The 24,411-nt window shown below is 70.7% G+C and carries 27 protein-coding genes and 1 pseudogene; 20 read left to right on the top strand and 8 right to left on the bottom strand.

Features of this window, described 5'->3' with window-relative positions; genetic code table 11:
• Nucleotides 1-67: 67 nt before the first annotated feature.
• The 4 genes and pseudogenes from ABZ801_RS20165 to ABZ801_RS20150 all read left to right on the top strand — a co-directional run bounded on the left by ABZ801_RS20165 (nucleotide 68) and on the right by ABZ801_RS20150 (nucleotide 1,727).
• A complete protein-coding gene (locus ABZ801_RS20165) occupies nucleotides 68-853 on the top strand; it encodes an arginase family protein (RefSeq protein ID WP_360699654.1) in 786 nt (261 codons plus the stop codon).
• Nucleotides 854-1,061: 208 nt separating this feature from the next.
• A pseudogene (locus ABZ801_RS20160) lies at nucleotides 1,062-1,184 on the top strand (SAM-dependent methyltransferase); the annotation flags it as partial.
• 67 nt (nucleotides 1,185-1,251) lie between these two features.
• On the top strand, nucleotides 1,252-1,470 hold the full coding sequence (locus tag ABZ801_RS20155) for a biotin carboxylase N-terminal domain-containing protein (protein WP_360699652.1): 219 nt from the start codon (nucleotides 1,252-1,254) through the stop codon (nucleotides 1,468-1,470).
• Entirely contained in the window at nucleotides 1,443-1,727 is a 285-nt protein-coding gene (locus ABZ801_RS20150) for a hypothetical protein (protein WP_360700387.1), read from the top strand. Before ABZ801_RS20155 ends, ABZ801_RS20150 begins: the two co-directional genes overlap by 28 nt.
• A gap of 94 nt (nucleotides 1,728-1,821) precedes the next feature.
• On the opposite strand, the gene ABZ801_RS20145 is transcribed toward ABZ801_RS20150, so the two are convergent.
• Together ABZ801_RS20145 and ABZ801_RS20140 are read right to left on the bottom strand one after the other, a co-directional pair.
• Nucleotides 1,822-2,247 (bottom strand): DUF6210 family protein, encoded by a 426-nt coding sequence (locus ABZ801_RS20145; protein WP_360699650.1) that lies wholly within the window; start codon nucleotides 2,245-2,247, stop codon nucleotides 1,822-1,824.
• The gene (locus ABZ801_RS20140) at nucleotides 2,244-2,891 is read right to left on the bottom strand and encodes a hypothetical protein (RefSeq protein WP_360699648.1); all 648 of its coding nucleotides are present in this window, start codon (nucleotides 2,889-2,891) and stop codon (nucleotides 2,244-2,246) included. The genes ABZ801_RS20145 and ABZ801_RS20140 overlap by 4 nt, the downstream gene beginning before the upstream one ends.
• Nucleotides 2,892-3,524: 633 nt before the next feature.
• Between ABZ801_RS20140 and ABZ801_RS20135 the strand changes: the two genes are divergently transcribed.
• The 4 genes from ABZ801_RS20135 to ABZ801_RS20120 all read left to right on the top strand — a co-directional run bounded on the left by ABZ801_RS20135 (nucleotide 3,525) and on the right by ABZ801_RS20120 (nucleotide 5,990).
• Entirely contained in the window at nucleotides 3,525-4,286 is a 762-nt protein-coding gene (locus tag ABZ801_RS20135; protein ID WP_360699646.1) for a class I SAM-dependent methyltransferase, read from the top strand.
• A gap of 235 nt (nucleotides 4,287-4,521) precedes the next feature.
• Nucleotides 4,522-4,761: a hypothetical protein gene (locus tag ABZ801_RS20130; RefSeq protein ID WP_360699644.1), complete on the top strand. Its 240-nt coding sequence runs from the start codon at nucleotides 4,522-4,524 to the stop codon at nucleotides 4,759-4,761.
• Nucleotides 4,762-4,803: 42 nt separating this feature from the next.
• The gene (locus ABZ801_RS20125; protein ID WP_360699642.1) at nucleotides 4,804-5,313 is read left to right on the top strand and encodes a hypothetical protein; all 510 of its coding nucleotides are present in this window, start codon (nucleotides 4,804-4,806) and stop codon (nucleotides 5,311-5,313) included.
• 281 nt (nucleotides 5,314-5,594) lie between these two features.
• Nucleotides 5,595-5,990, top strand: a complete 396-nt coding sequence (locus tag ABZ801_RS20120) for a hypothetical protein (RefSeq protein ID WP_360699640.1) — start codon at nucleotides 5,595-5,597, stop codon at nucleotides 5,988-5,990.
• 55 nt (nucleotides 5,991-6,045) lie between these two features.
• Here the strand turns inward: ABZ801_RS20120 and ABZ801_RS20115 are convergent, their stop codons facing one another.
• Nucleotides 6,046-6,996, bottom strand: a complete 951-nt coding sequence (locus ABZ801_RS20115; RefSeq protein ID WP_360699638.1) for a MerR family transcriptional regulator — start codon at nucleotides 6,994-6,996, stop codon at nucleotides 6,046-6,048.
• A 186-nt stretch (nucleotides 6,997-7,182) separates the two neighbouring features.
• Between ABZ801_RS20115 and ABZ801_RS20110 the strand changes: the two genes are divergently transcribed.
• Nucleotides 7,183-7,680 carry a GNAT family N-acetyltransferase gene (locus tag ABZ801_RS20110; RefSeq protein WP_360699636.1) on the top strand — a complete coding sequence of 166 codons (498 nt, stop codon included), beginning with the start codon at nucleotides 7,183-7,185 and terminating at the stop codon, nucleotides 7,678-7,680.
• Nucleotides 7,681-8,004: 324 nt separating this feature from the next.
• On the opposite strand, the gene ABZ801_RS20105 is transcribed toward ABZ801_RS20110, so the two are convergent.
• Genes ABZ801_RS20105 through ABZ801_RS20095 form a run of 3 tightly spaced genes read right to left on the bottom strand, consistent with a single transcriptional unit; the run spans nucleotide 8,005 to nucleotide 9,933 of the window.
• Complete coding sequence (locus ABZ801_RS20105; RefSeq protein ID WP_360699634.1) at nucleotides 8,005-8,196, bottom strand: hypothetical protein; 192 nt, start codon at nucleotides 8,194-8,196, stop codon at nucleotides 8,005-8,007.
• Nucleotides 8,197-8,200: 4 nt separating this feature from the next.
• Complete coding sequence (merB, locus tag ABZ801_RS20100; RefSeq protein WP_360699632.1) at nucleotides 8,201-8,710, bottom strand: organomercurial lyase; 510 nt, start codon at nucleotides 8,708-8,710, stop codon at nucleotides 8,201-8,203.
• Nucleotides 8,707-9,933, bottom strand: coding sequence for a cysteine desulfurase-like protein (locus ABZ801_RS20095; protein ID WP_360699630.1), 1,227 nt, complete (start codon nucleotides 9,931-9,933; stop codon nucleotides 8,707-8,709). Before ABZ801_RS20095 ends, merB begins: the two co-directional genes overlap by 4 nt.
• Nucleotides 9,934-11,147: 1,214 nt before the next feature.
• On the opposite strand from ABZ801_RS20095, the gene ABZ801_RS20090 reads away from it, so the two are divergent.
• Both ABZ801_RS20090 and ABZ801_RS20085 read left to right on the top strand, forming a co-directional pair.
• Nucleotides 11,148-11,453, top strand: coding sequence for a DUF6204 family protein (locus tag ABZ801_RS20090; RefSeq protein ID WP_360699628.1), 306 nt, complete (start codon nucleotides 11,148-11,150; stop codon nucleotides 11,451-11,453).
• 80 nt (nucleotides 11,454-11,533) lie between these two features.
• Nucleotides 11,534-11,701 (top strand): hypothetical protein, encoded by a 168-nt coding sequence (locus tag ABZ801_RS20085; RefSeq protein ID WP_360699626.1) that lies wholly within the window; start codon nucleotides 11,534-11,536, stop codon nucleotides 11,699-11,701.
• A gap of 749 nt (nucleotides 11,702-12,450) precedes the next feature.
• Here ABZ801_RS20085 and ABZ801_RS20080 read toward each other — a convergent pair.
• Both ABZ801_RS20080 and ABZ801_RS20075 read right to left on the bottom strand, forming a co-directional pair.
• Nucleotides 12,451-13,137, bottom strand: coding sequence for a DUF4253 domain-containing protein (locus tag ABZ801_RS20080; protein WP_360699624.1), 687 nt, complete (start codon nucleotides 13,135-13,137; stop codon nucleotides 12,451-12,453).
• Nucleotides 13,138-13,275, bottom strand: coding sequence for a hypothetical protein (locus ABZ801_RS20075; protein ID WP_360699622.1), 138 nt, complete (start codon nucleotides 13,273-13,275; stop codon nucleotides 13,138-13,140).
• Between the two features lie 1,609 nt (nucleotides 13,276-14,884).
• Here ABZ801_RS20075 and ABZ801_RS20070 point away from each other — a divergent pair.
• From ABZ801_RS20070 to ABZ801_RS20030, 9 genes are all read left to right on the top strand, one after another.
• Nucleotides 14,885-16,297: an arylsulfotransferase family protein gene (locus ABZ801_RS20070; protein ID WP_360699620.1), complete on the top strand. Its 1,413-nt coding sequence runs from the start codon at nucleotides 14,885-14,887 to the stop codon at nucleotides 16,295-16,297.
• An 8-nt stretch (nucleotides 16,298-16,305) separates the two neighbouring features.
• Nucleotides 16,306-17,346 carry a 3-oxoacyl-[acyl-carrier-protein] synthase III C-terminal domain-containing protein gene (locus ABZ801_RS20065; RefSeq protein ID WP_360699618.1) on the top strand — a complete coding sequence of 347 codons (1,041 nt, stop codon included), beginning with the start codon at nucleotides 16,306-16,308 and terminating at the stop codon, nucleotides 17,344-17,346.
• Nucleotides 17,347-17,474: 128 nt separating this feature from the next.
• Nucleotides 17,475-18,128, top strand: coding sequence for a sulfotransferase family protein (locus tag ABZ801_RS20060; protein ID WP_360699616.1), 654 nt, complete (start codon nucleotides 17,475-17,477; stop codon nucleotides 18,126-18,128).
• 231 nt (nucleotides 18,129-18,359) lie between these two features.
• Nucleotides 18,360-19,487, top strand: a complete 1,128-nt coding sequence (locus ABZ801_RS20055; RefSeq protein WP_360699614.1) for a hypothetical protein — start codon at nucleotides 18,360-18,362, stop codon at nucleotides 19,485-19,487.
• A complete protein-coding gene (locus ABZ801_RS20050) occupies nucleotides 19,484-20,437 on the top strand; it encodes a DUF6772 family protein (protein ID WP_344939855.1) in 954 nt (317 codons plus the stop codon). Before ABZ801_RS20055 ends, ABZ801_RS20050 begins: the two co-directional genes overlap by 4 nt.
• Nucleotides 20,438-20,451: 14 nt before the next feature.
• The gene (locus tag ABZ801_RS20045; RefSeq protein WP_360699612.1) at nucleotides 20,452-20,823 is read left to right on the top strand and encodes a hypothetical protein; all 372 of its coding nucleotides are present in this window, start codon (nucleotides 20,452-20,454) and stop codon (nucleotides 20,821-20,823) included.
• A gap of 30 nt (nucleotides 20,824-20,853) precedes the next feature.
• Entirely contained in the window at nucleotides 20,854-22,362 is a 1,509-nt protein-coding gene (locus ABZ801_RS20040) for an ABC transporter substrate-binding protein (RefSeq protein ID WP_344939850.1), read from the top strand.
• Between the two features lie 51 nt (nucleotides 22,363-22,413).
• Nucleotides 22,414-23,484, top strand: a complete 1,071-nt coding sequence (locus ABZ801_RS20035; protein WP_360699610.1) for a LacI family DNA-binding transcriptional regulator — start codon at nucleotides 22,414-22,416, stop codon at nucleotides 23,482-23,484.
• Entirely contained in the window at nucleotides 23,484-24,410 is a 927-nt protein-coding gene (locus ABZ801_RS20030) for an ABC transporter permease (protein WP_360699608.1), read from the top strand. Before ABZ801_RS20035 ends, ABZ801_RS20030 begins: the two co-directional genes overlap by 1 nt.
• The last annotated feature ends 1 nt before the right edge of the window (nucleotide 24,411 follow it).

Genomic DNA, 24,411 nt, shown 5'->3' with positions numbered 1-24,411 from the left:
TTGCCACGTAGCTACCAGCCCATACGCGGGGATGCGCACGGGGCCACCGGTCGCCTAGGCTGGCGCGATGGGCATGATCGTCGTTCCGTATCACCAGGACGAGCGGTTGAGCGACGGGTACATCCCGCTGCCGTTCGCCGATGACCTGCAGGTGGTGGATCCGGAATTGCCGGACGGTGACATCTGGCGCCGGCTGGCCGCGCTCGACGACGCCGCCGCGGACGAGATCGCCGCGTCCGTCAGCGCCGGTGGCCCGACCACCGTGCTGTCCGGCGACTGTCTCATCGGGATGGCCGTGCTGGCCGGGGCTCAGCGGGCCGGTGTCCACCCCGGCATCGTCTGGTTCGACGCGCATGGCGACGTGCACACCCTCGACACGACGACCTCCGGCTACCTCGGCGGACTGGCGCTGCGGCTCCTCCTGGGCGCACACCCCGATCTGCTGGCCCGCCCGCTCGGCCTGCACCCGGTGGCCGAGGACCGCACCGTCCTGGTGGACGCCCGTGACCTGGACCCGCCGGAGGCGGAGTACCTGCGGACCAGCGCGATACGGCGCAGCGGCGTCGCCGACCTGGATGTCGCCTCACTGCCGGACGGCCCCCTGATCGTGCACGTCGATGTCGACGTGACCGATCCCGACGACCTGCCCGCCCTGCTGTTCCCGGCACCCGGCGGCCCACCGGCCGCCCAGGTGATCGCGGCGGTGCACCGGATCCTGGAGACGGGACGGGTCACCGCGCTCGACATCGCCTGCCCATGGCAGCCGACAACCCAAGACAGCGTCCAACAGGGTCGCAGCGACCTGCTGCGCCAGTTGATCAGTGGACACGAGGCTCGAAGTCAGAGCGCCTGATCGGCCGGGCCCAATGCCGACCGGCATGGCCACAAGCACGAGCCCCCCGGTCCTGCAGCATCCCGGCCGCTCTACACCGCCACCCTCGCCGAGCAGACCGCCGAACTGCACGCCCTTCGGAAGGCCGCGACGGCGGTCCCGGCATCCCAGAGCCGCCCCGGTCCTGCAACGTCGCGCTTGTTTGTCGGCGTGGTGCTGTGTGGCGGGGGTGAACGGCCAGTACTTTTCGCTGCCGCGCCGGCCGGACCACGCGGCACTGCGCGGCCTGCTGGATGCGGTCGCCCCCGGCGCCATGCTCCTCGTGGTCAGCCATGACCTTGCCGACCTCCCGCCGGGCGGTCGTGGGGCCGCGGCGGGTGCGGCGGCTCGGGATCGTTTTTGTGCGGTGATTAGGCTGCGTGGTCCTGTCGGAGGGCCCCGACTTCGCCCGGATCTGCGCCGAGCACGGCATCGCGTTCATCGGCCCGCCGCCCGAGGTCATGGAGGTCGCGGGCGACAAGGCCCGGGTGCGCGGCCTGCTGGCCGACGCGGGGCTGCCGGTGCTGCCCGGCAGCGACGGCACGCTGCCGACCTCGACGACGCCCAGGAGGTGGCGCGGTCCGTCGGCTACCCGGTGATCGTCAAGGCGGCCGCGGGCAGCGGGGGAGGGGGTCTGGGGCAGGGGTCGCCTGACCGCTACCAGGGCAGCGGGCCGTCCTCGCTGAAGCATCCGCTGAGGGGTAGGCGGCGCCGGTGGTGGCGGTGCAGCCGGATGGGGCGGCGCAGTGGGTGGCGACGCGGTTTTTGGGTTCGGTGTTGTTGCGGGGGTCTTGTACCTGCTGAAACACGGGTGCTCGCGGCCCGCAGCCACTCGGCAGTCATCGCTTCGTGGTGACTGCCGGCTGGTTGCCGAGCCGTGATGGAACTGGCGCAACGGGTTCGAGTACGGGGGAGTTGGCTCGCAGTCATCAGGAGCGGGTAGCGGGCGCTCAGTCCGAGTTGAACCACAGCAACACGCCTGGACCGTCCGGGGTCAGCACCGGTATCCAGGCCTCATCGGCTTCCGCCATGCGGCTCTCGTCCAGCTTCAAGGAGCGGGGTTCCTCGGTCCATCCGTCACATGCCCAGAAGGTGACGCCTTCCACACCGTCCCGGAGCCGGTCGCGCTCCTGTGCCGACCATGAATGATTCCAGGTACCGGCGCCGCGGAAGTGCCGCTCGAACAATGTCCGCAGGGCATTCAGGGCGTCGAGCCCGTATACGGGCACCAGATAGCCCTCCACCTGGCCCTGCCGACAGGCCGTACCGCCGTACTGCTGCTGATAGAAGACGCCTGTCGGCGCTTCGACGACCACGTACAGCCAGACGTCGGCTGTGCCGTCGGGGCCCAGGAAGACATAACGGCGAAGACTCATGGCACACCGTCTTCCATAGATGGGATCACCCCGGCGTCCGCTGCCCTTTCTCGCAGGTGCTTACGCAGTTGCCGCACCGCGAGGACGACGACGTCCCCGAACCTGCGTTCGTCCACGTTCTGGCGGCTGACGCGGGTGAGGACGACCCGGACGGGCGGGGTGCCGATCTCGGTTCGGATCCCCTCGTCCACGACGTCCGCGTACACCCGCCTCGCATCGGCCCGCCTCACGAACTCGTAGTTCTCCGCCGGTTCGAAGTCGACGGTGATCTCGGAGAAGTAGGAGTCGCCGCGAAAGTAGGTGCCGGAATCCCGGGCGCGCACGCCGCGCACCGGCTCGGTGAGTTCGAGCGGCACTCTGCGATGCAGTTCGCGCACCGCCCGGCGGGCGGCCGCGGTGAAGCCTCGGTCGCTGCTGTCGATCGTGTGGTGGACGAAGCGCGTCAGGACCACCCGGACCGCGGCCTCCCCCAGTTCCGCCCGCATGGCGTCGGCGAAAACGTCTTTGAAGTGGCGGACGTCCTCGGCGTGAAAACGCAGGATGTCCGCCCAGCGCTCCTCATCGGTCACCGCCGGCGACCTGCCGGGGATCCGCTCGGGCGCGGTGTCGACGAACTCGTAGGTCTCGGCGGGTTCGAAGTCCACGCTGACGATCGCGAAACTGGCACCGCAACCGGTCTGCCTCTTGTCACTGGCATCCACGTCGCGGACCGGCCGTCTCAGCATGGGGCCGAGAGTGGCAAAGCACGAACCACGCTGTCAAAGTCTTTCCGCCCCGTGCGGCGGCGCCGACCAACCCCCGGTGCGCTGAGGAGTGCCCGTCCTGGACGTGTGATTCGGTCTGGTCGCGGGGGGGGAGCGGCGGTGATCTTGTCGGGACTGTGGTGGTGGCGACGGGGCCATGACCTGCACCACGAGTAGCAGGCAGGGGCGGCGTGCCCAAGGAGATCGTTTCCGGTTTCTGGAACCCCTGCCGTGGCACGATCCCGGCGTTGCCTCCGACATCAGCCTGAGGTGACGCAATATGCGTGACTATTTGGGTGCAGGTTCATTTCGTTCGAGGCTTGGAGGGCATGTAGTCGTCTTATGGGCGATGTAAGTGATATGCAAGCGGGGAAGCGCGTACCCGGTGGATTCGCTCCAGTGTCAGGGGCTCAACTCAGAGGAAAGGTGCAATCCGCTCAGCAGCCGGGCGTGGGGCATCCCGCTCTGAGCTCGTGGCGTGTCCGCCGCCAAAATCAGTGGATCCCCAAGGGGGTGGGGCGCGAGAATGCCGGTGTGATGCGCGATTTTGATGAACTGGTGGCCGAGGCCGAGGCGGCGCCGGTCGAAGGGTGGGACTTCTCCTGGCTGGACGGCCGGGCGACCGAACAGCGCCCGTCGTGGGGATACCAGCGGCTGATGAGCGAACGGCTCGCCGAGGCCGCCGCCGCGCTGGACGTCCAGACCGGCGGCGGGGAGGTGCTGGCGGGTGCGCCGAAGCTGCCGCCGACCATGGTCGCCACCGAGTCCTGGCCGCCGAACGTCGCCAGGGCCACCAGGCTGCTGCACCCTCGGGGCGCGGTGGTCGTCGAGACCTCGGAGGAGCCGCCGCTGCCGTTCGCCGACGAGGCGTTCGACCTGGTCGTAAGCCGTCATCCCGCGACCGTGTGGTGGGCCGAGATCGCCCGGGTCCTGCGGCCCGGCGGAACGTACTTCGCCCAGCATGTCGGGCCCGCCACCGTCTTCGAACTGGTCGAGTACTTCCTCGGGCCGCAGCCGGAGGACGTGCGGCGCAAACGCCACCCCGATGACGAGAGCGCCGAGGCCCGGGCCGCCGGCCTGCGGATCGTCGACCTGCGCATGGAGCGGCTGCGGATGGAGTTCTTCGACATCGGTGCGGTCGTCTACTTCCTGCGCAAGGTGATCTGGACCGTCCCGGACTTCTCCGTCGACCGCTACCGCGACCGGCTGCGCGAGCTGCACGAACAGATCCAGAAGGACGGACTGTTCGTCGCTCATTCGTCCCGGTTCCTCATCGAGGCCAGAAAGCCGTCCTGATCTGCGGCGGTACCGTCGACCGCCCCTGGCCCCGGCAGAATGTGCGGCCTGTGGTCGTGACCGAACCCAGGGAGGCCGTTGCTGCCGGGCGCCGACGGCGGCCGGCCAGCGTGGCGACGCCCAAGGAGGGCGTGGCGACGCCCAAGGAGGGCGCGGCGTGATCCCGGTCCCGGACGGGCGGCGGCTGAGGTCAAGTCAGAGCCGGTAAGTCCTGGTCGTCGGGGACCCGTTCACCGTGAGGGTTGGGTGTCAGCACGGCCTCCACCAGGGCGCCCCCGTCGTTGCGTCGTCGCTGGTGCCGCCCGCGCAGCCGACCGCGTCGGCGCGTAGCACCAGGTCCCCGCCCCGCGCGGCCACCGGGCGCATCTGGGGCGCCTACCGGATGCTCGGTTCCCTGGCCGAGGCCGCCGTGGCGTCCTGGCAGGACGCGCCCTACTTCACCGACGCCAAACGTAAGCCCGGCGTCGCTTCTTGACCAGCGTGGTGGTCGGTCGGTGGCGCGCTGGGCGGCGGCCAGGTGCGCGGCCGCGCCGACGAACCCGGTGACGAGGCCGGCGGCGATGCCCCCGTCAACCAGATTCACCGGACGGAGGGAGCGGTCTTCGCGCTGTGCGACTCCACCGTCCCCGGCCGCGACGACGGGCGGCTCGCCGACGAGACGCTCGCCTGGCTGGACGCCGCGCTCGCCGAAGACGCCGGCACACCGGCCTTCGTGTGCTTCCACCATCCGCCGGTGCGCCTGGGCAGCCCCTACGTCGACGGGATCCGGCAGTTCGGCGAGCGGCGGCTCGCAGCCGTCCTCGCGCGCCACCCGCAGGTCGTGGCGGTGCTGTGCGGGCACGCGCACACACCGGCGTCCACCGTCTTCGCGGGGCGGCCGCTCCTGGTCGCGCCCGGTGTCGTCTCCACGCTCGTGCTGCCATGGGAACACGGCGACTCCGTCGTCGACCACCAGGCACCGCCCGCGGTGGCGTTCCACCTTTTCGACGGGCAGCGGCTGACCACCCACTACCGCGTCGTCCCCTGACCGGTCAGGCGGCGGGAGCCGATCAAGCGTAATCGCGTGCGGCCTGCGACATTCGCGCCGCTAAGCGGGTCGTAAGTCATCTGTAGGTGATCCGTCATCACCTCCTCCTATTCTCGGCGGGCCGCTTGAGGCGAGCATGAGGCGTTTGTCGTCATCCGGATTCGGTGAAGGCGCCTCCTCGGCGGCGGCATTCACGCGCCGAGATGAACGAGCAGGCCATATGACGGATACCGATTCGGGATTTGGCGCTGTCGCGACCACCGCTCTGGAAGGAGGACGAGGTGATCAATGACCGCGGGACTTCCAGGCGCAGATGGGCTGGGCGATTCGTGGTGCTGTGCCTCGTGCTGGGGATCGGCGGTGCCGTCGCCGCCTACCTCGGGATGGCGGCGGCATGGTCGGGCTGCGAGGAGGACCTGGATGCCGGCGGACGCTTCGCCGTGAACTTTCTGGGCGTCGCCGGCCTGTTCGTGATGCCGACGGTCGGCGTGCTGACCGGAGCGATGGCCGCGGCGTCCCACAGGTGGATCGCTCGTTCCAGGAACCTGCGCCACCTCGGTGACGTCGTGCCCAGCCTGATCACGCTGGCCGGGATCGCCACGCTGCTGATCCTGATCGGGTTGTGGGTGATGTGGGGCGGCCCAGCCGATGGGTCCTGCGATCGGCCGGGGTTGTGACCATGTGTCCGTCCTCTCGCGTCGTATGACGTGCGTGGCCCCACTGCGCGGACGGTCACGCGGAGACTTCGGTCTCCCACTGGGAGGACGGCCGAGTACCGTTGTCCGTGCGAAGAGCGGCGATCAACCACTCGAAGCTGGGAACGGCCGGCGGCTGCGGCAGCCGGCCGTTGATGATCGAAAGCAGCTGCCAGTACCGCTCTATCCGGGCGTCGACGACCGTCTCGAGTTGCTCCAGCATTCTTGCCCGGTGTGCGGCCGGGGTGTCCGGCGGGACGATGCGATCCAGAACGGCTTTTCCCTGGGCCGAGTCTGGCGCCGTCCCCTCGGCCAGGGCCCGTCCCGCGTGCTCCACGACCGCGTAGTAGTCGGGGCCGAACTCCAGTTCGTCGGCCCCCGCGCCGGCGACCGCCATGGCACGAACCCGGTCGCGGAAGTCCTCGTCCGCGACGAGCTCCCCGAGTTCGATCCACGCGTCGACCTGTTCGGGGGCCGGGTCATCGGGCAGTTCCGCGGGCATCTTCCGCATGCTCCGCGCGATGCCCGTCGCGGGTGCGTCGGGATCGACGCCCTCGACGACGCTCTGAACGAACTCGTCGATGATCTGCTGCCGTTCCTGCGCGGACAGCCGGGCCAGTCTGTGCATGAGCAGTGTCTCCTCGATCGTGCCCGCTCGTTGGGCGACGGTGCTGAGCACCGCGCGACGCTGCCGCAGGATCCGGATCTCCGCGTCCAGCGCGGCGACCTGCGTGGACGCCACCTCCGCGACGGTGACGGCCCGGGTCAGCAGCGCCCGTACCACGTCCAGCCCGAGTCCCAGCTCCCGCAGCGTCAGGACGAGATCGAGCCGGGCCACCGCCTCGGCGTCGTACAGGCGATATCCCCCGGCGGACCTGCCCGCGGGCGGCACCAGGCCGGCATCCGACCAGAACCGGATCGTCCGTGCCGACACGCCGCACCGATCCGCCAGCTGCCCGATCGTGAACAGTTCCGCGCTGGTGCTCATGAGGACGACTATGCACCTTCCAGCCGCTGGAAACTCAATCTCCCGTTCCCAAAGCCGACGCGACGCGCAACGGAACAACTCGGAATTCGACGCCTCGACGAGGAACGGTCGCAGGATCGCGACCTTACTCGGGGCGACGACAAAAACCTCTCGAGAACGCTGCCATGCGGGTGAAAGGATCAAGTCATGCGTTCTGATGTCACACTTCGGCGGCTCGACGAGCAACTACTGCGGCAATTGCTGGACGCGGCGGTCGCGGACGCGGACCCGCTTGAGGTGATGCCGCCCGTGGCGGGCCCGCCGGGATGGACGCCCGAGCGCCGCAGCGCCTTCCTGCGGTTCCACCGGTCGAGGACGTTGGCGGTTCCCCCGGGCGAGACCACGTACGCCATCGTCGTGGGGACGACGGTGGTGGGAGCCGCCCGGTTGTGCCCGGTGGAGGATGCGAAGAGGGCGGCCGAGGCCGGGGTGTGGATCGGACGTTCCCATCGCGGTGCCGGCGTCGGCGGTGCGGTGCTGAAGCAGTTGCTGACCGTCGCGCGTGCGGACGGCCTCGAATCGATCTTCGTGAGCACTACGCCGGACAACACGGCCGTCCACAGGCTTCTCACGACACTCGGCGTGGACCTCGTCCGCGAAGACGACACGGTTACGGCGTGGGTGAACCTCGACGCTGTCGGGTGAGCCCGGAGCAGGCCAAGGCTCCCGCACCCGCCCCCGCACCGTCAGAAGGCTCGCGTCGGATGGGCCAACCGCTCGGTACCGCCTGAAGCGTTTCGAGAGGCCGCAGGAGGGGCCGGGCGAGACACCCGGTGGCCGATCGGTCGACGCCCGCGCCTCGGCGAGGGTCGTCCGGGCGGCCGATTGACTCTGCCCGTCCCCGCCCACGGCATCGTTGTACCTACAGCGAGGCGCCCGGCCGCGGCGAGCCGCACAGCTCAGCCGCGGCCCAGGCATGGCCCGCCCACGGGCCGGAGATGTGCACGGCAGGCTCCCGAGCCCGGCCGTTCACGGGCGAGAAGCCGGCAGTCCCCAGAACTGCCCGGACAGCCCCACCTCGCGGAAGTACTGAGCCGCCGTCGCCGGTTCCCGGCGGACGTAGCCGTAGTCCATACGGCCTTCGTACCAGCGCGCGGCCAGGTGCCACAGCATGTCGAGGGTCATGACGTAGCCGCGCTCGTTGCCGTGTCGGCCAGCCACCGGTTCACGCACTCGGGTGAGCAGAAGATCCGCTGGTTGTCGCAGGCGTAGACGACGTCGTCCCAGATCCGCTGCGTGGCACGAGGAAGTGGGCGACCTGGTCGCCGGGCGGGGGCGCCTGGTCGCTGACGTTCCACGCGTGCGGCCGGTCGCAGCATCGGCACCTGGTCGCGACCAGGACCCCCTGCTCGACGCCGAGCAGGTGCGGGAGGGCGAACGAGTCCCAGGCGCAGCCGCCCCACCACAGGGTTCGCTCGCCCATCACCGAGAAACCCATCGGGACCGCGGAGAACGGGTGCGCCATGAGGATCCGGTCCTGGTCGTCCAGGACGAGGTGACGCGCCGAAGCCAACTGCCGCAGCCCCGTCCTGACCTCGCCCTCCGCCATCCCCATCCGCTCGGCCAGGCCGTCCGAGGCGGGGACGCGACCGTCGTCGGCGAAGGCGCGGTAGACGGCCAGCCGAAGCCGTTCCACATCGAAGCCGCCGGTGCGGTCACGCGAGAGGGCGGTCATCGGGCGAGGAACGCGGCCAGGCCGTCGAGGACGCGGGCGACTTCCGTGTCGTCGTTGTAGGGGGCCAGGCCGAGCCGCAGCGCGTGCTCGTCATCGAGGTTCAGGCGGCGGAACGGCTCGTAGGCGTAGAAGGACCCGGCAGGAGCCAGGACGTCACGGCCGAGGAGGAACTCGTAGGCGTCCCAGGTCTTGCGTCCGGGAAGGGTGACCAGCAGGGTCGGCGTGCGGTCGGCGGCACGGGAGTGGACGACGACGTCGGCGCCGAGCGCCGCCAGGCCGTCCTCCAGCAGGCCGCGCAGCCGCAACTCGTGCTCTTCGACGGCGTGCAGCGACGCGCGCAGCCGCTCCCGCCGGGTCGCGCCTCCGCCGGGCGCGATGCCGGCGAGGAAGTCGACGGCGGCGGTGGCGCCGGCGAGGATCTCGTACGGCAGGGTGCCGAGCTCGAAGCGTTCGGGGACGACGTCGGTCGACGGCACCAGCTTGTCCGGGTGCAGGGTCTCCAGCAGCTCGGGGTCGGCGGCCAGGACTCCGCAGTGCGGGCCGAGGAACTTGTACGGGGAGCAGACGAACAGGTCCGCGCCCAGCGCCGGGACGTCCACGAACTGGTGCGCGGTGTAGTGCACGCCGTCGACGTAGACCAACGCGCCGACGGCGTGCGCCGCGTCCGCGATCGCCCGCACCGAAGGCTTGGTGCCGAGCAGGTTCGACGCGGCCGTGACGGCGACCAGCCGGGTCCGCTCGGTGATGGCGGCCTCGACGGACGCGGGGTCGATCTCCGCGGTGGCGGGGTCGATGTCGATCCACCGCACGACGGCGCCGGTGGCCTCGGCCGCCCGCACCCAGGGCCGGACGTTGGCGTCGTGGTCGAGCCGGGACACGACGACCTCGTCACCGGGGCGCCACTGCTTGGCGATCGCGCGGGAGAAGTCGAACGTGAGCTGGGTGGCGCTGCGGCCGTGGACGATTCCGCGGGCGGGAACGCCGAGCAGGTCGCCGTAGGCCTGCCGGAACGCGGCGACCGCGGACTCGGCGTTGACCTCCGACGCGGCGCCGCGGCCGCGGTTCGACAACGGCCCGGTGAGGGTGGCGGTGATCGCGTCGGCGACCGGCCGCGGGGTCTGGGTGCCGCCCGGACCGTCGAAGTGCGCGATCCCGGACGCCAGGGACGGGAACTGCGCCCGCAGCGCCGCGACGTCGAAACCGGTGGATCCAGGGGAGGTCATGCGAGGCTCCGTCAACGGTCGGGCCGCATCGCGGCACATGGTCTCGGTGCTGGTCACCGTAGTCGACACGGCGCCGCGGACCGCGTCCAGGCCCCCAACGCAGGGCGCAGCCACCAAGCCGAGCCATTGCCGCCCGCAGAAGCAATGACCGACCGCTGTAAACGCCGCCAACGGCACCGACCGCTCTCCTAAAAACGAGGCTGTGCGCGACGCAACGGAAGTGACCAGCGCGCGCGGCGGTCGGGCTCCTTGAACGTGTGCGTGCCAGCGGCAGTGGCCGCACCGCAGTCGGACGCGCACGACCACGTGGCCTGCCTGGTGAGCGTGGCGGCGGGGTAGAGGAAACGGACGGCGAAGAGGGGGCCGGAGGCGGGGACGGCGGGGGTGGGTGTCGGCGTGGATGGTGGTCGGCACGCGGGTGTGCGTGCCTGGGTGATTGGGAACGCAGGACGGTCACCAGGAGTAGTACCGACACTGTCTCATCGGGCAAATCGCTGGTCTCGTGGCCAGCGGTGCCAGGAAGTGGAAGGCGTGGCGACCTCCAGGTTGCCCGCCGTGGTCGACGCGACGGTGAGGACGACATCGCGTCTGGTGACCCGGCGGAGCCTCGCCCAGCGGCGAGCGGACGGGCGGGCGGGGCAGGCGCTAGCACCGGCGTCAGGACGGACGGCGCTGAACGTAGCGATCGCAGCGAAGCTCGTCCGCCGACGTCCACACTCCTATGGGCAGCGCATTCGTGGCCACGCTTGCTGGTCATCGTTGAGGTGCTGCACCAGGTCGCCAGGTAGTGCCGCGAGAGTTGGTTTCCATTGGCTTGTCACAGGAACGCCCCAAGGCTCACGCACCGGCCACAAACTCCAACCTCCTGGCGACATACCACGCCAGCGCCCCAGAGGCCAACGCGATGACCGCTCGTCGGGGAGGGATTCGCGCAGGTGCAGGCCCGGACGAAACGTGCGGCCGCTGGCGTGCTTGACCGGGGAGGCAGTCCACTCGAAGGCCGTTCTCACGCGGCGCGGACTTGCCAGGGGCGGCGTGACCGAGGCGGTCAGGAGGTCCCTGTGTATCTGAACTCCGCTCTAAAAATGAGATGCACTGCAAGTTTGGGGTTCGTTATGCTCACGCATGGCTGAGGCGCTCGCCGCCGCGCTCCCCGGACGAGTCGTTGCCGTGCGTGATCGCTTTCCTGCCTATGCCGTACGAGAGGAGCAGCCGTGTTCAGGGTGACGATTCGGGGCACGTTCGCTGGGCTGAGTGATGCCGACCGTGCAGCCCTGCGCACCGCGGCCGATTCCTTCGGGGCCGCCTTCACCGAGGCCGGGACCTTCACCTGCGACAGCAGTCTTTCGGCCTTCACCTTCCGTTGCCAGGTGCCCGCGGACCCCGAAGACGGCGATCAGGAGGCCACCCAGCGGGCCATCGCGGCGCTGGACGCACACGGGTACCCGTACCGGATCCTCCGTGTGGCGGTGACGGACATGCGCGACATCAAGATCCGCCGGAAAGGTCGGCGGCGGTGATGACAAGGACCCCGCGTGATGATGAAAGGGCTGACACCGTGGCGACAATCGACCGAAGTGCGGAGCGTGCAGGTGAGGCTATGCAGGCCTACACGCTCTCGGCCGACGGATGGAGAACGAGCCCGAGCGAGAACCTGCAGGTACTGCTGGCGGACCTGATGCACTGGTGTGACGCTACCCAGCACGACTTCGACCGGATTCTCCTCAAGGCTCGCGACCGGTATGAGAAGGAGAAGAACGAACGCTGAGCCGACCGCCGGTGCGGCAGGTTGCCGCGGACCCGTAGACGTCCAGGTCAGACGGGCCAAACGATCGACTCGTCAGAGAGCGATGGTCGCGGCGGCGTGGGGCGGCTTGGTCGGGCGTGCGACCGGGGCCGGTTCCAACGGTGGGGCCGCCAGCGGGTGCGAAAAGTCGTCGCTGCGTCCGGGTGACGGACGCGAAGGTGAAGGTGCCCGAGCGGGGGCACGGCGAGGGCGACGACTGACGCGGACGATAAGGCGGGGCGCGAACGGTCAGACGGGATCGGTCCTGGCCGCGCCACCCCCCGTGGCCGGGAACAGCAGCTCGGCTGACCGGTGGCGGGTTCAGGGGCAGTGGGTCTTGCGGTAGGGACGTCGAAGATCTGGAGCCGCCACTCGTGTTCGGTCAGCGGGCCCCGCTGCGCGCAGAAAACGCGGGACGGCTTGGTGCGGCTCCGGGCTCCGGCAGCGGATCCCGTCGCTGGGCCTCGCCGGGCCGTAGCGAGGTTGAGAGCCGCAACGTTGACTGTCGGCGCTCGGATACGCGAGTAGTGGCGGGCGGCCTCTATCCACCGCCGGGCCTCCGCCGAGATTGCGGTGTGCGAACGGTGTGGTGCGTTACCGGCTGGAGAGTGGCCACCCGTGGCTGCTGGCTGCCGATCCGGAGGGTGCCGTCCGCTGGGCCAGCGCGTGCCCAGGTCCCTCGCCGGCCTGAGCAGCCCGGCTGCCGAAGGGCTGGCGGGCCGTTGGTCCGGTCAGTCCCACCAGAACGTCCATGAGGTGCGTCCGACAAGGGTTTCGGCGTAGCCGATCAGCGTATGAGGGTGGCTGTTCTGCCAGATGTTGTCGGGGCAGAAGGCGAAGTGCTCGGCCGCGACGTGTATCGCCTCCTCCAGGGCGGTCGGCGGGGCCGCGACGCTGAGGTGGAGGTTGGCGAAGCCCGCGCCGACGACGCGGACGCCGAAGCGCTCCTCCCAACTGCGCAGCACGGCAGCGATCTCGCCGGTGTCGTTGGTGTAGTTCACCGGGCCGTTCCATCCGGCGGCGGCCATGGCGTCCGCGCCCCGATCCGCGGCGATCAGGCCCAGGCGCATGGATGGAAACCGGGACGGCAGGCGGGTCGCGTACTCGCACGCGACCTCATCGGGGTCGGCCGCAAGCCGCTTGGCGGGGGCGAGCCCCGGCCAGCGCCGGAACGGGGCGGTGGTGTCATCACAGCGGGCGTAGTCGTCCCACCAACCGGCGAGCACGGACGCGGGATCGTGAAGGTTCGGCGGAGTGACCGACTCCGGGAAGAGCTCTCCGGACTCCCAGGGCCTGAAATCGTCTTCAACCCCGGGAAGACTGCGCAGGGCGCCCAGCAGCAGAGGCCACAGTCCCGACCGGGAATGCTCTGCGTGAAGCTCGGCCCACAATCCGGTAGGAACGGCATCCTCGGTCATTTACAGTCCGGGAGGGCCATCGCCTTCTGCGGTGTTGACGAGCCGGCCGTCAGGCAATGGAACCGCCAGTGCCCGCGTGCCGGTCCCGCCCTCGAAAAGTTTCGCCAGCTCGGCTGGAAACGGCTGTTCGTCATTCATCCAGGGCACGATAGGGCAGGGCACCGTCAAGACGGCATGTCCTCGCGGCGGGTGACCGGTGGTCCAGGTGCAAAGGAGGATTTCCACGTCGGCCTGGCGCGACTGCCGCGCGGGCTCGTCAGATCTGAGGCGACGGGCTGTTCCCTCGGCAAGTAAGGCCGCCTTCGGGTCGATTTTCCAATCCCTGCGAACGGGCTCCACCCCTTGAACTGCGGCGGCGTCGGCGGGCACTTGGTACGCAGCGTCGCAGGTCTGTGAAGCCGGTGGTCGGGGCTTTGGGTAGGCGGTACTCGGCCTCGTCGCGGCGGGTGGGCGCGTTCCGGTTGGGGGCGGCAGACGGCCCTCAATGTCGCGATGGCATACCCGCTCACCGGCGTGACCGCGGCGACGGCGTCGGGTTCGGCGACGAGGTCGTTCTGAGCGGAGTGGACCGCGGGGCCTCAAAGAGCGTCATGAAGTCCGTTGAGGTGCCGCTGAGGGGGCGTCCGCCAGGGCCTCGGCACAGGGCGTGCGCGGACAGGTGTGTCCGGTCACTGCGGCAGGCCACCGGCACCGGTTCGGTGGTGGGGCGCCTCCTCGGCCCGCGTGACGACGGAACCGGCGCCGTGCGAAAGGCTGCGGCTCCGCATCCTCGATCATGGTGGTATCCCCGCAGCGGGAATGTCTTTACTCGGTTGTCGACTCCCCGGTCGAGGTTGCTCAACTCGGTTGTGCGCCGGCGAGTAGAGAAGGTGGCGAACCCCAATTGAACGGTTAATGCGGATTGCGGGAGCAGGATGATGATGTCGCCCGGGTTTCGCTGCGGTTACATGGCCGCATCCGGCCTAGCCGTAGGACCGATAGCCAAGATTTATTAGCATCAACTCCGGTCAGTGGACGGCAGCGGAACCATCCAGTTCCCTGCAATCCGGTCCATGACGAAGGAGGGCCAGGTTCCTGGGTGGGCGGTAGCACGGCCACGTGCGCGAAATTCGTCGGTGCAATCGCCTGTCCTCGGCGGGACGCCCTTCTTCTGTGCTGACTGCTGATCAGCGCCGATCAGCCGAATCGTTCTGCGGAAGCACAGGTTTCGCTGTGCCCGCCCGCCCTCAATGGAACGTTCAAGGAAGTCGATCTCGGAGCGCCGACGTTCGTTCCGTTGCCGCCAGGGGTGAGTTTCAGATTTTGAGGAGTGCCACTTGGAATCCGTATCCGGTCAAGCCGATCTTCATCCGGCAGAGGAAGCACCGATCAGTTCGCCGCCGGTCGGGGAGCGCGCCGCGGATCGCGGCGCGCAGCCCGGGCGGGCGCGCGATGACGGTCGCCTCCGACGCCGAGCTCCCGCAGATCACCGTGCACCGGCCCGGCGGTGCCGAGGAGGGTGCGTTCGTGCAGGCGTGACGGCGGCCATGACCCATGGTCCGCCGCCGTCACCGGAGGGCGGCAAGGGCGCCGCCGGACGCGTCGACTCCTCCGCTCCGCACTGGTCCGGCCGGGTGTCCGCCCCCGTGTCGGGCAATCGCCGCCCGGACCGTCGAGTCCAGGCTCCTGGGTCCGCTCGTAGCACGGAGGTATGGCGTTGTTCCCCTCGTTAATTCGGCGACGAGTCGCCTTGCTCGGTGGCCTGGTCGTGTCAGCCGCACCGCTGCTGGTGGCCGGGCCGGGAGTGGTCATGTCCGCCGGTACGGCGTCCGCCTCGGTGGCCGGGCCCGATGCTCCGCCCGAGATCACGATGAGTGTCCACCGGCCCGGGACGGCGCCTGGGCTGCTGTTCGTGGGACCGCAGAATCCCGTGGTGGCCACGGCGCGCGGACCCCAGATCGTCGACGACCGCGGGCGGCCGGTGTGGTTCCGCCGGCTTCCCGACGGATACTTCAGCAGCGACTTCCGTGTGCAGACCTACCGGGGCCAGCGGGTGCTGACCTGGTGGGAGGGCACCCAGACCATCCCCGGGACGGGTATCACCAGCGGAGCCGGGTACATCGCCGACTCGCACTACCGCGTCATCGCGAAGGTGGAGGCTCCCAAGGGCGACCCGCCGGGCATGCACGAGTTCCGCCTGACCTCCCGCGGCACGGCGCTGGTCACCGCGTATCGCGAGGTGCCGTACGACCTGTCGCCGGTCGGTGGCGCCAAGGACGGCACGGCGCTGGACAGCATCGTCCAGGAGATCGACGTGCAGACCGGTGAGGTGCTGTTGCGCTGGAGCAGCCTCGCCCACGTTCCGCTGACCGAAAGCTTTCTGGAGCCGCCGCCGGGAGCCCACCCGTTCGACTACTTCCACGTCAACTCGGTCGACGTCGACACCGACGGCGACCTGCTGGTCTCCAGCCTGAATACCAGCACCGTGTACAAGATCGACCGCAGCACCGGCCGGATCATCTGGCGGCTCGGTGGCCGCTCCAGCACCTTCCAGTTGGCGGACGGCGCGCGTTTCAACCGGCAGCACGACGCCCGGGCGGTGGGCGGCGACACGATCCGGATCTTCGACAACCAGGGGGAGAACGGCCTGTCCCGCGTGGTGTGGATCAAGCTGGACCACGAGCGGCGCCTGGCCTCCCTGGTCCGGCAGATCGTCCACCCGCAGGTGAAGGCGGCCGTGGCGGAGGGCGGCGCCGCCGAGTTGCCCAACGGCAACACCGTCGTCTCCTGGGGCAGCGCCGGCGGCTTCTCCGAGTTCTCCAGGACCGGTGAGCTGCTGCTGGACGCCACGTTCGCCGAGGGCTTCAGCACCTACCGGGCGTACCGGTTCCCATGGCACGGGCGTCCCGCCAAGCCGCCCACCGTGTCGCTGACCGGCTCGGCCGCCCGCGTCGTCTGGAACGGCGCCACCGGCGTCGCCCGCTGGCGGATCCTGGCCGGGTCGTCGCGGACCGATCTGCGGCCGGTGGCCCAGGCGGCGTGGGACGGGTTCGACACCGCCGCCACACTGCCGTCCGGTGCCGCGTCCGGCACGCGGTTCGTCAAGGCCGAGGCCCTCGACGCCGGCGGCCGCGTGATCGGCGTGTCGGCCGTGACGCCGGCCCAGGCCTCGGGGTCGTAGGGGGCGCCGTGCCATCGACAAGGATCGTCGACATCTCCTTCTGCGCACCGCCGTTGATGCCGACGGAGGAGTTCGCCAAGCTGTTCGCCACCGACGTCGGCGGCGACGACGTCGCCCGGGTGGTGCGCAACTCGGCCATCGACACCAAGGGAATGGCGGTGAACCCCTTCGCGGAGGACCCGCGATGGTGGCCGACCCGCGAACGGATGGACCGCGGTCTGCTGGAGGCCCGCAGCCTCGCCACGGAGGCGATCGCACTGGCGCTCGGCCGCGCCGGTCTGCGTCCGGACGAGATCGGGTTCCTGGCCACGGTGACCACGACGACCCACTCCGCGCCCGGGCTGGACGCCCTCGCACCCGCCGTGGGGATGCGTGACGACACCGCGACCCTGTCGCTGGGGCCCATGGGGTGTTACGCGGCGCTGCCCGCCCTGTCGGCGTGCCGCGACTGGGTCGAGACCCACCGCAGGCCCGCGGTGCTGCTGGCCGTGGACCTGTTCTCCCCGCACCTGCAGCCTCCCCCGTACGACAAGGAGAAGGCCGTCTGCCTCACCCTGTTCGGCGACGGCGCGGCCGCCGTCGTCCTGACACCGGGCGGGGACGGCGCGGACGGCATGGAGATCGTCGACACCCAGCAGCTCACGGTGCCGGCCCATGCCGACGACCTTCAGGTCCATGTCGGGGACCTGGGGATGTACATCCGGCTCGCGCCCACCATGCCGGAGGTCGTCGCCGCGGCCGTGCGAGGGCCCGTCGACGCGCTGCTCGCGCGCAACCGTCTCGACGGCGCCGACGTCACCTGGTGGGCGGTGCATCCGGGCGGCCGCCGCATCATCGACCGGGTCGGGGAGGTGTGCGATGTGCCCGAAACGTCCTTGGCGGCGTCCCGCGCGGTCATGAGGGACTACGGCAACACCGCCGCCCCCGCCGTCCTCGGGGTCCTGGAGAACCTGCAGAAGGGCAGGCCCCTCGGCCGAGGGGAACACGGCGTCGCCATGGCCTTCGGTCCCGGAGCCACGGTCTGCGTCATGCTGCTCCGCGGCGCCTGAGGACCCCGCGCGCGAGGCCCGACAGCGCCCCTGGCGGCGCGTCCCACCGCAGGCCGGGCCGGGACGCGCCGCTCGGACGGCGGCGGGCCCGGCGCCACATCGGCCAATCCAGACTTCAAGGAGTCACCATGCTCGACGTGATCGGCGTTGGATTCGGACGCACCGGAACACTCTCTCTCAAGGCCGCGCTGGAACGGCTCGGCTTCGGCCCCTGCCACCACATGCTGGCCTTGTTCGACGACCCCGGCCAGATCGCGCTGTGGAAGCGGGCCGCCCGGGGCGAAGCGGTGGACTGGACGGAGATCTACCAGAACTACCGGGCGACCGTCGACTGGCCGGGCGCGCGGTTCTGGCGGGAGATCGCCGACGCGTTTCCCGCCGCGAAGGTCATCCTCACCACCCGTGACCCCGAGAGCTGGTACGACAGCGCTCACCGGAGCATCTACGAGGCGGCCATGGCCCCGCTCCCGGAGTCCGGTGTCGACCCCGTGTTCGCCGGCATACGAGAGATGTCCCATGAGGTGGTGTGGGACGGGGTGTTCGGCGGCCGTTTCGCCGACAGGGAGCACGCCGTCCGCATGTTCACCGAGCACAACGAGGCGGTGCGACGCGCGTTGCCCGCCGAGCGGCTGCTGGTGTTCGAGGCTCGCCAGGGATGGGAGCCGCTGTGCGGCTTCCTGGGCGTCGAGGTTCCCGACGAGCCGTTCCCGCACCGCAACGACCAGGGGGCGTTCGCCGAGTTCATCGACGCTCGCCGTGCGGGCAGCGCGGGCGCCGCCTAGCGGTCTGCGCGTCACCGCACCACCCACCGGCCCGGCGCGGCCGCCCGCGGCGTCAGGGAGGCGACCGCGTCCCGGGTGACGGAACGACTGTGGCCCGGCTGTCCGATCGCGAGGACGGCCGGGTCGCTTCCTTTTCGGCTATTGACAGGGCAGTGGCGAACCATCCATGGTGTGTGAACGATCACGTTAACGTTAATGTGATCCAGCCGACATGGAAAGGTCCCCTCACGCATGAGGACGTTCCGTCCCCCCGCCCGCCTGGCGGGCGCGCTCGCCGCGGCGGCCTGCGCCGCCGCGGTGGCCGTGTCCGCCTCGCCCGCGTCCGCCTCACCCGCGTCCGGCGGCGGGCCCGCCGCCGGACGGCCGGCCCACAAGCTCGACCTGCGGATCGCGACCTACAACGTCTGCGGGCACGGCTGCCTGCCGACCAAGGAGATCTGCGTCGCCACCATCGGCCGCGACTGCGCGACCAAGCTCCCGCCGTGGGCGGACGGACGCGCCGCGGCCGTGGCGGACGACATCGTCCGGGCCCGCGCCGGCGTCGTGGTCACCCAGGAGATCGGCAACAACGCCACCCCGACGCAGCCGATCGTGGACGTCGAGTCCTACCGCAAGCCGCTCACCGACGCGATGCGCGCCCGCGGGTACGAGGAGGCCCCCGCCGACTACGCCGGCGCCCGCCACCCGCAGTACGGCTACCCGCTGAAGTCCGGCGCCGGGCGCTACACCTACTACGACGCCCGCCGCTTCTCCCACCTGGACGAACGCGGCCGGGAACTGCCGCACGACCTGCTGTGGCTGCCCGACTCCACCGAGATCTACGGCAAGACGATGACGTGGAACACCCTGCGCGACCGTGTCACGGGGATGCGCTTCGTCGTGGTCAACATGCACCTGGAGTACCGCAAGAACGGCGCCACCGACCCCAACGGCTGGACCAAGAACTGGGACCAGGTCCGGTACGCCGACGCGCGCCGCACCGCCGAGTACCTGACCCGCGACAACGCCTACACGCGCACGCTGCCGGTCGTGTTCGCCGGGGACATGAACTCCGCCTCGCAGGAGGACGGCGCCAGCGCCTACGACGCGTTCGCCGACCTCGGCTACAGCGACGCCCACGACACCGCGCCGGCCAACCGCCGCCACGGCGACGAGTACATGTCGTTCAACGGCGGCAAGATCCCGCTTCCGCAGGGCCCCGACAAGATCGACCACATCTTCGTCAAGGCCGGGACGCCGGTCCGCCAGTGGACCCTCGTCCCGCAGACGACCGCCCAGTCCGGCGCGGCGTGGGACCTGCTGCGCTCGGACCACAACATGGTGCACGCGACCGTCCGGATCGAGGAGCCCGCCCGATGACCGTACCCGCGATCGAACCCGGCGCCCTCGCCGCCGAACTGCGCCTGGCCGACCCGGAGATCTCCCGGTTCAGCCCCCTGCGGCGCATCCTGACCTACGACCAGTTCAACACCGGCACGCACGGCTGGATCGAGCTGCTCGGCAACTACGACGGGTACGGGAACCTCGACACGGTCGACGACCACATGCGCGACTTCCGGCCGCCGCAGCTCAGCTCCTGCAACTTCTTCGACGTGGGGACGCACGGCGCGATGTCGGGCACCTACGCGCTGAAGGTCGCGACCCGTCCCCTCGCCGGGCACACCGCCGTCGCGATCCGGCGGCTGACCATGGCGGGCCGGGGCAAGGTGCAGTTCGAGGCGTACCTGACGTTCAAGACCGAGGCGCACTCGGCGGAGAACCAGGCGGCGACCAAGGCGGGCGCCGGCGAGTGGGACGCGAACCTGCACCCGTCCGAGCAGCAGTTCGGCGCGTTCACCATCGCCACCGACATCTGCGACGGCGTCCGCTACCACTGCGTCGCCCGGTACCTGAACACCGGCCTGGACAACGAGCTGCGCCGCGAGTGGGTGTACCCGACGGTGCCGGAGCCGACGCCGCGCGAGCACTTCCAGGGCAAGGTGAAGCTGCCGCCGACCGCCGACTTCACCGCGCCCGACCCGGAGCACTGGAAGCCGTTCGGCGGGCCGCAGGAGCTCTGCTACAACGAGGTGCCGACCAAGGTCAACTGGCACTACGTCCGCTGGGTGATCGACACCAGCACCCGCTCCAACGTGGAGCTGCAGGTCAACGACGTCGTGTACGACATGCGCGACGTGCCGGTGCCGCCGTACGACGAGGAGTACGGCTCGCTGGAGAACCTGCTCAACTTCTACGTCTCGGTCAGGACGCACACCGACGTGCGCAACTTCCTGTACCTGGACTCGGTACTGATCTCGGTGGACTGGTGAGGAGCCCGACCAACATGCGCGAGTCGTTCACCGCCGTCCTGGAACGCGCCCGCACCCTGTCGGGCGAGTTCGCGACCGAGCCGTACGAGGCGGCCTGGGCCGCCGAGGCGCGCTGGTTCGTCCGGACGCTCGAACGCACCCACCCCGGCGCCCGGCTGCGCGTCACGACGCAGATCTCCCCGGACGGGCTGCACTGGTGCGACCTCGAGCCCGCCCGCGAGGTCACCGACGACCTGGAAAGCTGGGCCTCCACCAATTTCGGCGGCTGGCTGCGGCTGAAGGGCACGGTCGAGTCCGACGCCGGAACCTCGGACAACGCCGGCGACGCCGAAGGCGCCGACACCCCCGGCGTCAAGGTGCTCATCTATCTCGCGCTGAAGAGCTAGCGCGCCCGAGCGGAGCTGAGAGGAGGCGGCATGGAGCTGGGAAGGCGCGAGTTCCTCGCCCTGACCGGGCTGGCGGCGTCCGCCGTCGCGCTGGGCGGATGCGCCCGGGCGGGCGCGGCCGCGCCGGACGGGTCGCTGCGCGCCGCGTTCGGGCAGCCGGTCACCGACCTGGACCCCTACAACGCGGGCACGGCGGTGGACGAGGCGTCGCTGATCGTCAAGCGGCTGGTGTTCGACACCCTGGTCCGCCGCGACGGGGACCGGCTCGTCCCGGGCCTCGCCGCGTCGTGGAAACGCGTCGGCGACACGACCTGGGTGTTCCAGTTGCGGCAGGGCGTGCGGTTCCACGACGGCGGCGCGGTCACCGCGCGCGACGTCGTGGCCTGCCTGGAACGCACCAAGGCCGTGAAGTCGGCCCAGAGCGCGCTGTGGGCGACGGTCAAGTCCGCCAGGGCGGACGGCGACCACACGGTCACGTTCGAGACCGACGGGCCGATGGCGACGCTGCCGGTCAACCTGACCCTGCTGTTCATCGTCCCGGCGCGGCTCGTCGCCGACCCCGCCCAGAAACGCCGGCCGATCGGCTCGGGGCCGTTCCGGGTCACCGGGTTCACCCCGTCGACCAACGTCGAGCTGGCCCGGTTCGACGGGTACTGGGGCGGCCCCGCCGCGCTGCCGGGCATCTCCATGCCGTTCATCGCCGAGACCTCCAGCGCGATCACGGCGCTGCGCAACGGCGACGTGGACCTGCTGTGGCCGGTCCCCTCCGACCAGCTCGGCGAGGTCCGCGGGCACCGCGGCGTCCGGGTCGCCGCGGTGCCGAGCTGGACCTACTACCTGACCTGGTTCAACTGCGGGCGCAAGCCGTTCACCGACCCCCGGGTGCGGCGCGCGATGATCCAGGCGCTGGACCTGGAGGAGATCGTCGGGAAGCTCTTCGGGGCGGGCGCCGAGCGGATGCGCGCCCCGATCCCGTCCACCGTGTTCGGGTTCGCCGAGCAGCCGCCGTACCCCCACGACCCCGGCGCCGCCCGCAGGGCGCTGCGGGACGCGGGACTGCCGGACGGCTTCACCACCACCATGATGTGGTTCGACGCGACCGGCCCGCTCGCCCGCGAGCTGGCCCAGTCGATGATCTCGGCGTGGGACGAGATCGGCGTGACCGTCACGCCGCAGAGCATCGAGAAGGCCCAGTGGCTGCAGCGCCTCAACGCCCTCGACTGGGACATGGAGCTGCAGACCAACACGGTGACGACCGGCGACGCCGCCTTCACCCTCGGCCGCCTGTACACCTCCAAGGCCAACCGGATGGGCTACAAGAACCCCGCGCTCGACAAGGTCCTCGCGGCGGCGGGGGCCGAGCAGGACACCGCGGCCCGGGCACGGCTGTACGCCGAGGCCTGCAAGACCATCTGGTCGGACGCGGTGGGGATCTTCCCGGCCGCGCTCACCACGGCGTACGGGCTGCGGTCGGACCTCACCGGCTTCACGCCCGCGGCGAACAACCAGCCGGACCTGTCCGCGGTCCGCAGAGGGTGATGCCATGAACCACGCCGGAACCGCCGCCCCCGCCGCACCCGGGAGGACGCCATGACGCCGCGCCGCAGGGCCACCCTCCGCGACATCGCCGCCGCGCTCGACCTGTCGGTCAACACCGTGTCCCGCGCCCTGGCCGGCAAGGACGCGGTGAGCGAGGAGACCCGCGAACGGGTGCGGCGCGAGGCCGACCGGCTCGGCTACGTGCCGAACACGATGGCCCGGTCCCTGGTGCTGCAGAACGCGATGACGATCGGGCTGGTCATCACCAACCCGTCCAACCCGTTCTACGCGCGGCTGATCAGCGCGATCGAGGCGCGCGGACGCGTGCACGGCTACTCGCTGATGCTGATGGTCACCGAGGACAGCGTCGACAACGAGCGGCGCGTCGCCGAGGAGCTCATGCGCTGGGGCGTGGACGGCGTCCTGGCCGTCCCGGTGCAGCACGGCACCGAGCACTGGGAGCGGCTCGGCAAGTCCGGCACCCCCGTCGTGCTGCTCAACCGCGACCTGCCCGGCCTGGACGCCGACCTGGTCGGCGTCGACTACCGCGACAGCGCCCGGCGCGCCACCGAACTGCTGGTGGCCGCCGGCGCCCGCGACCTGTACCTGGTCGAGGAGGACCTGGACATCTCCCCGGTCGCCGAGCGCGTCCGCGGGTTCCGCGACGTGCTGGCCGAGCACGGCCTCACGGTCGGCGACGACCACCTGATCAAGGTGCCCACGCGGCGCCGCGAGGCCAGCTCCCAGCCCTGGGACCCGATCGACTCCTACGCGATCGGCCGCGACCTCGCCCGGCGGATCGGGCCCGGCAGCGCCGTCCTGGCCGGCAACGACTACTTCGCGCTCGGGCTGTACCGGGCGTTCGGCGAGCACGGGCTGCGCATCCCGGGTGACGTCGCGGTCGTCGGCCACGGCGACCATCCCTTCGCCGCCTACCTCGCCCCTCCGCTGACCACCGTGCGGCTGCCCGCCGCGCAGGTCGGCGCCACCGCCGTGGACCGGCTCCTCGAGCTGATGGCGCGCCCTGGCGCCCGGGCGGAACGGGACGTCTCCGGCTCGCCCCGCCAGATCCTGCTGCCCGCCGAGGTCGTCGTCCGCGCTTCCACCCCGGAGGTGCCCTGATGGGCCGGTTCCTGCTCCACCGCGCAGGGCAGGCGATCGTCGTCGCCCTCGGCGCGATCAGCCTGGTGTTCGTGGTCGTGCGGGTGGTGCCCGGCGACCCGGCCACCCTCATCCTCGGCCCGGACGCCAGTGCCGACCAGATCGCGTCGGTGCGCGCCGACTTCGGCCTCGACCAGCCGCTGTGGCGGCAGTACCTGACGCACATGGGGGAGGTGCTGCACGGCGACTTCGGCGACTCGTGGCGGCTCGGCGGCGGCGCCATGGCCGCGACGCTGGACCGGTTCCCCGCCACGCTCGCGCTCGCGGCGCTCGCGCTGCTGATCACCATCGCGGTCGGGTTCCCGCTCGGCATGGCGTGCGCCCGCCGTCCCGGCAGGATCGCCGACCTGCTGGTGTCCACCGGCTCGCTGGCCGGGCAGGCGCTGCCGTCCTTCTGGGTCGGCATCGTGCTGATCCTGGTGTTCGCGCGCTGGCTGAACTGGCTGCCCAGCACCGCCGGCGGCGGCGCCCTGGCGGTGATCCTGCCGTCGGTGACGCTCGCGCTTCCGTTCGTCGGCTGGCTGGCCCGGCTGGTGCGCAACGGCGCCCTGGAGGAGAGCGCCAAGGACTACGTCCGCACCGCGCGCGCCAAGGGCACCGGCGAGACCGCCGTCATGTACGTGCACGTCGCCCGCAACATCGCGCTGCCCGTCGTCACCGTGCTCGGGCTGCTGATGGGCAACTTCATCGCCAACGCCGTCATCGTCGAGGTCGTGTTCTCCTGGCCGGGCATCGGGTCGCTGATGGTGGACGCCATCACCAACCGCGACTACGCGGTGGTCGAGGCCACGATCGTGACGATCACCGTCTCCTACATCGCGCTGAACCTCCTGGTCGACGTGCTGTGCGTCGCACTGGACCCGCGCCTCACCCCCGAGAACGCATAGG

It is taken from the genome of Actinomadura sp. NPDC047616 (assembly GCF_040642915.1).
Lineage (GTDB): Bacteria > Actinomycetota > Actinomycetes > Streptosporangiales > Streptosporangiaceae > Spirillospora > Spirillospora miaoliensis.
This window is presented reverse-complemented; position numbering and strand designations above follow the sequence as displayed.

Excerpts from the sequence above, each read along its gene's own strand:
- ABZ801_RS20030 (WP_360699608.1), top strand. The coding sequence starts at position 23,484 with ATGGGCCGGTTCCTGCTCCACCGCGCAGGGCAGGCGATCGTCGTCGCC.
- ABZ801_RS20055 (WP_360699614.1), top strand. The coding sequence starts at position 18,360 with ATGAGGACGTTCCGTCCCCCCGCCCGCCTGGCGGGCGCGCTCGCCGCG.
- ABZ801_RS20050 (WP_344939855.1), top strand. The coding sequence starts at position 19,484 with ATGACCGTACCCGCGATCGAACCCGGCGCCCTCGCCGCCGAACTGCGC.
- ABZ801_RS20085 (WP_360699626.1), top strand. The coding sequence starts at position 11,534 with ATGCAGGCCTACACGCTCTCGGCCGACGGATGGAGAACGAGCCCGAGC.
- merB (WP_360699632.1), bottom strand. The coding sequence starts at position 8,710 with ATGACCGCCCTCTCGCGTGACCGCACCGGCGGCTTCGATGTGGAACGG.
- ABZ801_RS20075 (WP_360699622.1), bottom strand. The coding sequence starts at position 13,275 with ATGAATGACGAACAGCCGTTTCCAGCCGAGCTGGCGAAACTTTTCGAG.
- ABZ801_RS20110 (WP_360699636.1), top strand. The coding sequence starts at position 7,183 with ATGCGTTCTGATGTCACACTTCGGCGGCTCGACGAGCAACTACTGCGG.
- ABZ801_RS20115 (WP_360699638.1), bottom strand. The coding sequence starts at position 6,996 with ATGAGCACCAGCGCGGAACTGTTCACGATCGGGCAGCTGGCGGATCGG.
- ABZ801_RS20080 (WP_360699624.1), bottom strand. The coding sequence starts at position 13,137 with ATGACCGAGGATGCCGTTCCTACCGGATTGTGGGCCGAGCTTCACGCA.
- ABZ801_RS20045 (WP_360699612.1), top strand. The coding sequence starts at position 20,452 with ATGCGCGAGTCGTTCACCGCCGTCCTGGAACGCGCCCGCACCCTGTCG.
- ABZ801_RS20145 (WP_360699650.1), bottom strand. The coding sequence starts at position 2,247 with ATGAGTCTTCGCCGTTATGTCTTCCTGGGCCCCGACGGCACAGCCGAC.
- ABZ801_RS20040 (WP_344939850.1), top strand. The coding sequence starts at position 20,854 with ATGGAGCTGGGAAGGCGCGAGTTCCTCGCCCTGACCGGGCTGGCGGCG.
- ABZ801_RS20165 (WP_360699654.1), top strand. The coding sequence starts at position 68 with ATGGGCATGATCGTCGTTCCGTATCACCAGGACGAGCGGTTGAGCGAC.
- ABZ801_RS20060 (WP_360699616.1), top strand. The coding sequence starts at position 17,475 with ATGCTCGACGTGATCGGCGTTGGATTCGGACGCACCGGAACACTCTCT.
- ABZ801_RS20095 (WP_360699630.1), bottom strand. The coding sequence starts at position 9,933 with ATGACCTCCCCTGGATCCACCGGTTTCGACGTCGCGGCGCTGCGGGCG.
- ABZ801_RS20035 (WP_360699610.1), top strand. The coding sequence starts at position 22,414 with ATGACGCCGCGCCGCAGGGCCACCCTCCGCGACATCGCCGCCGCGCTC.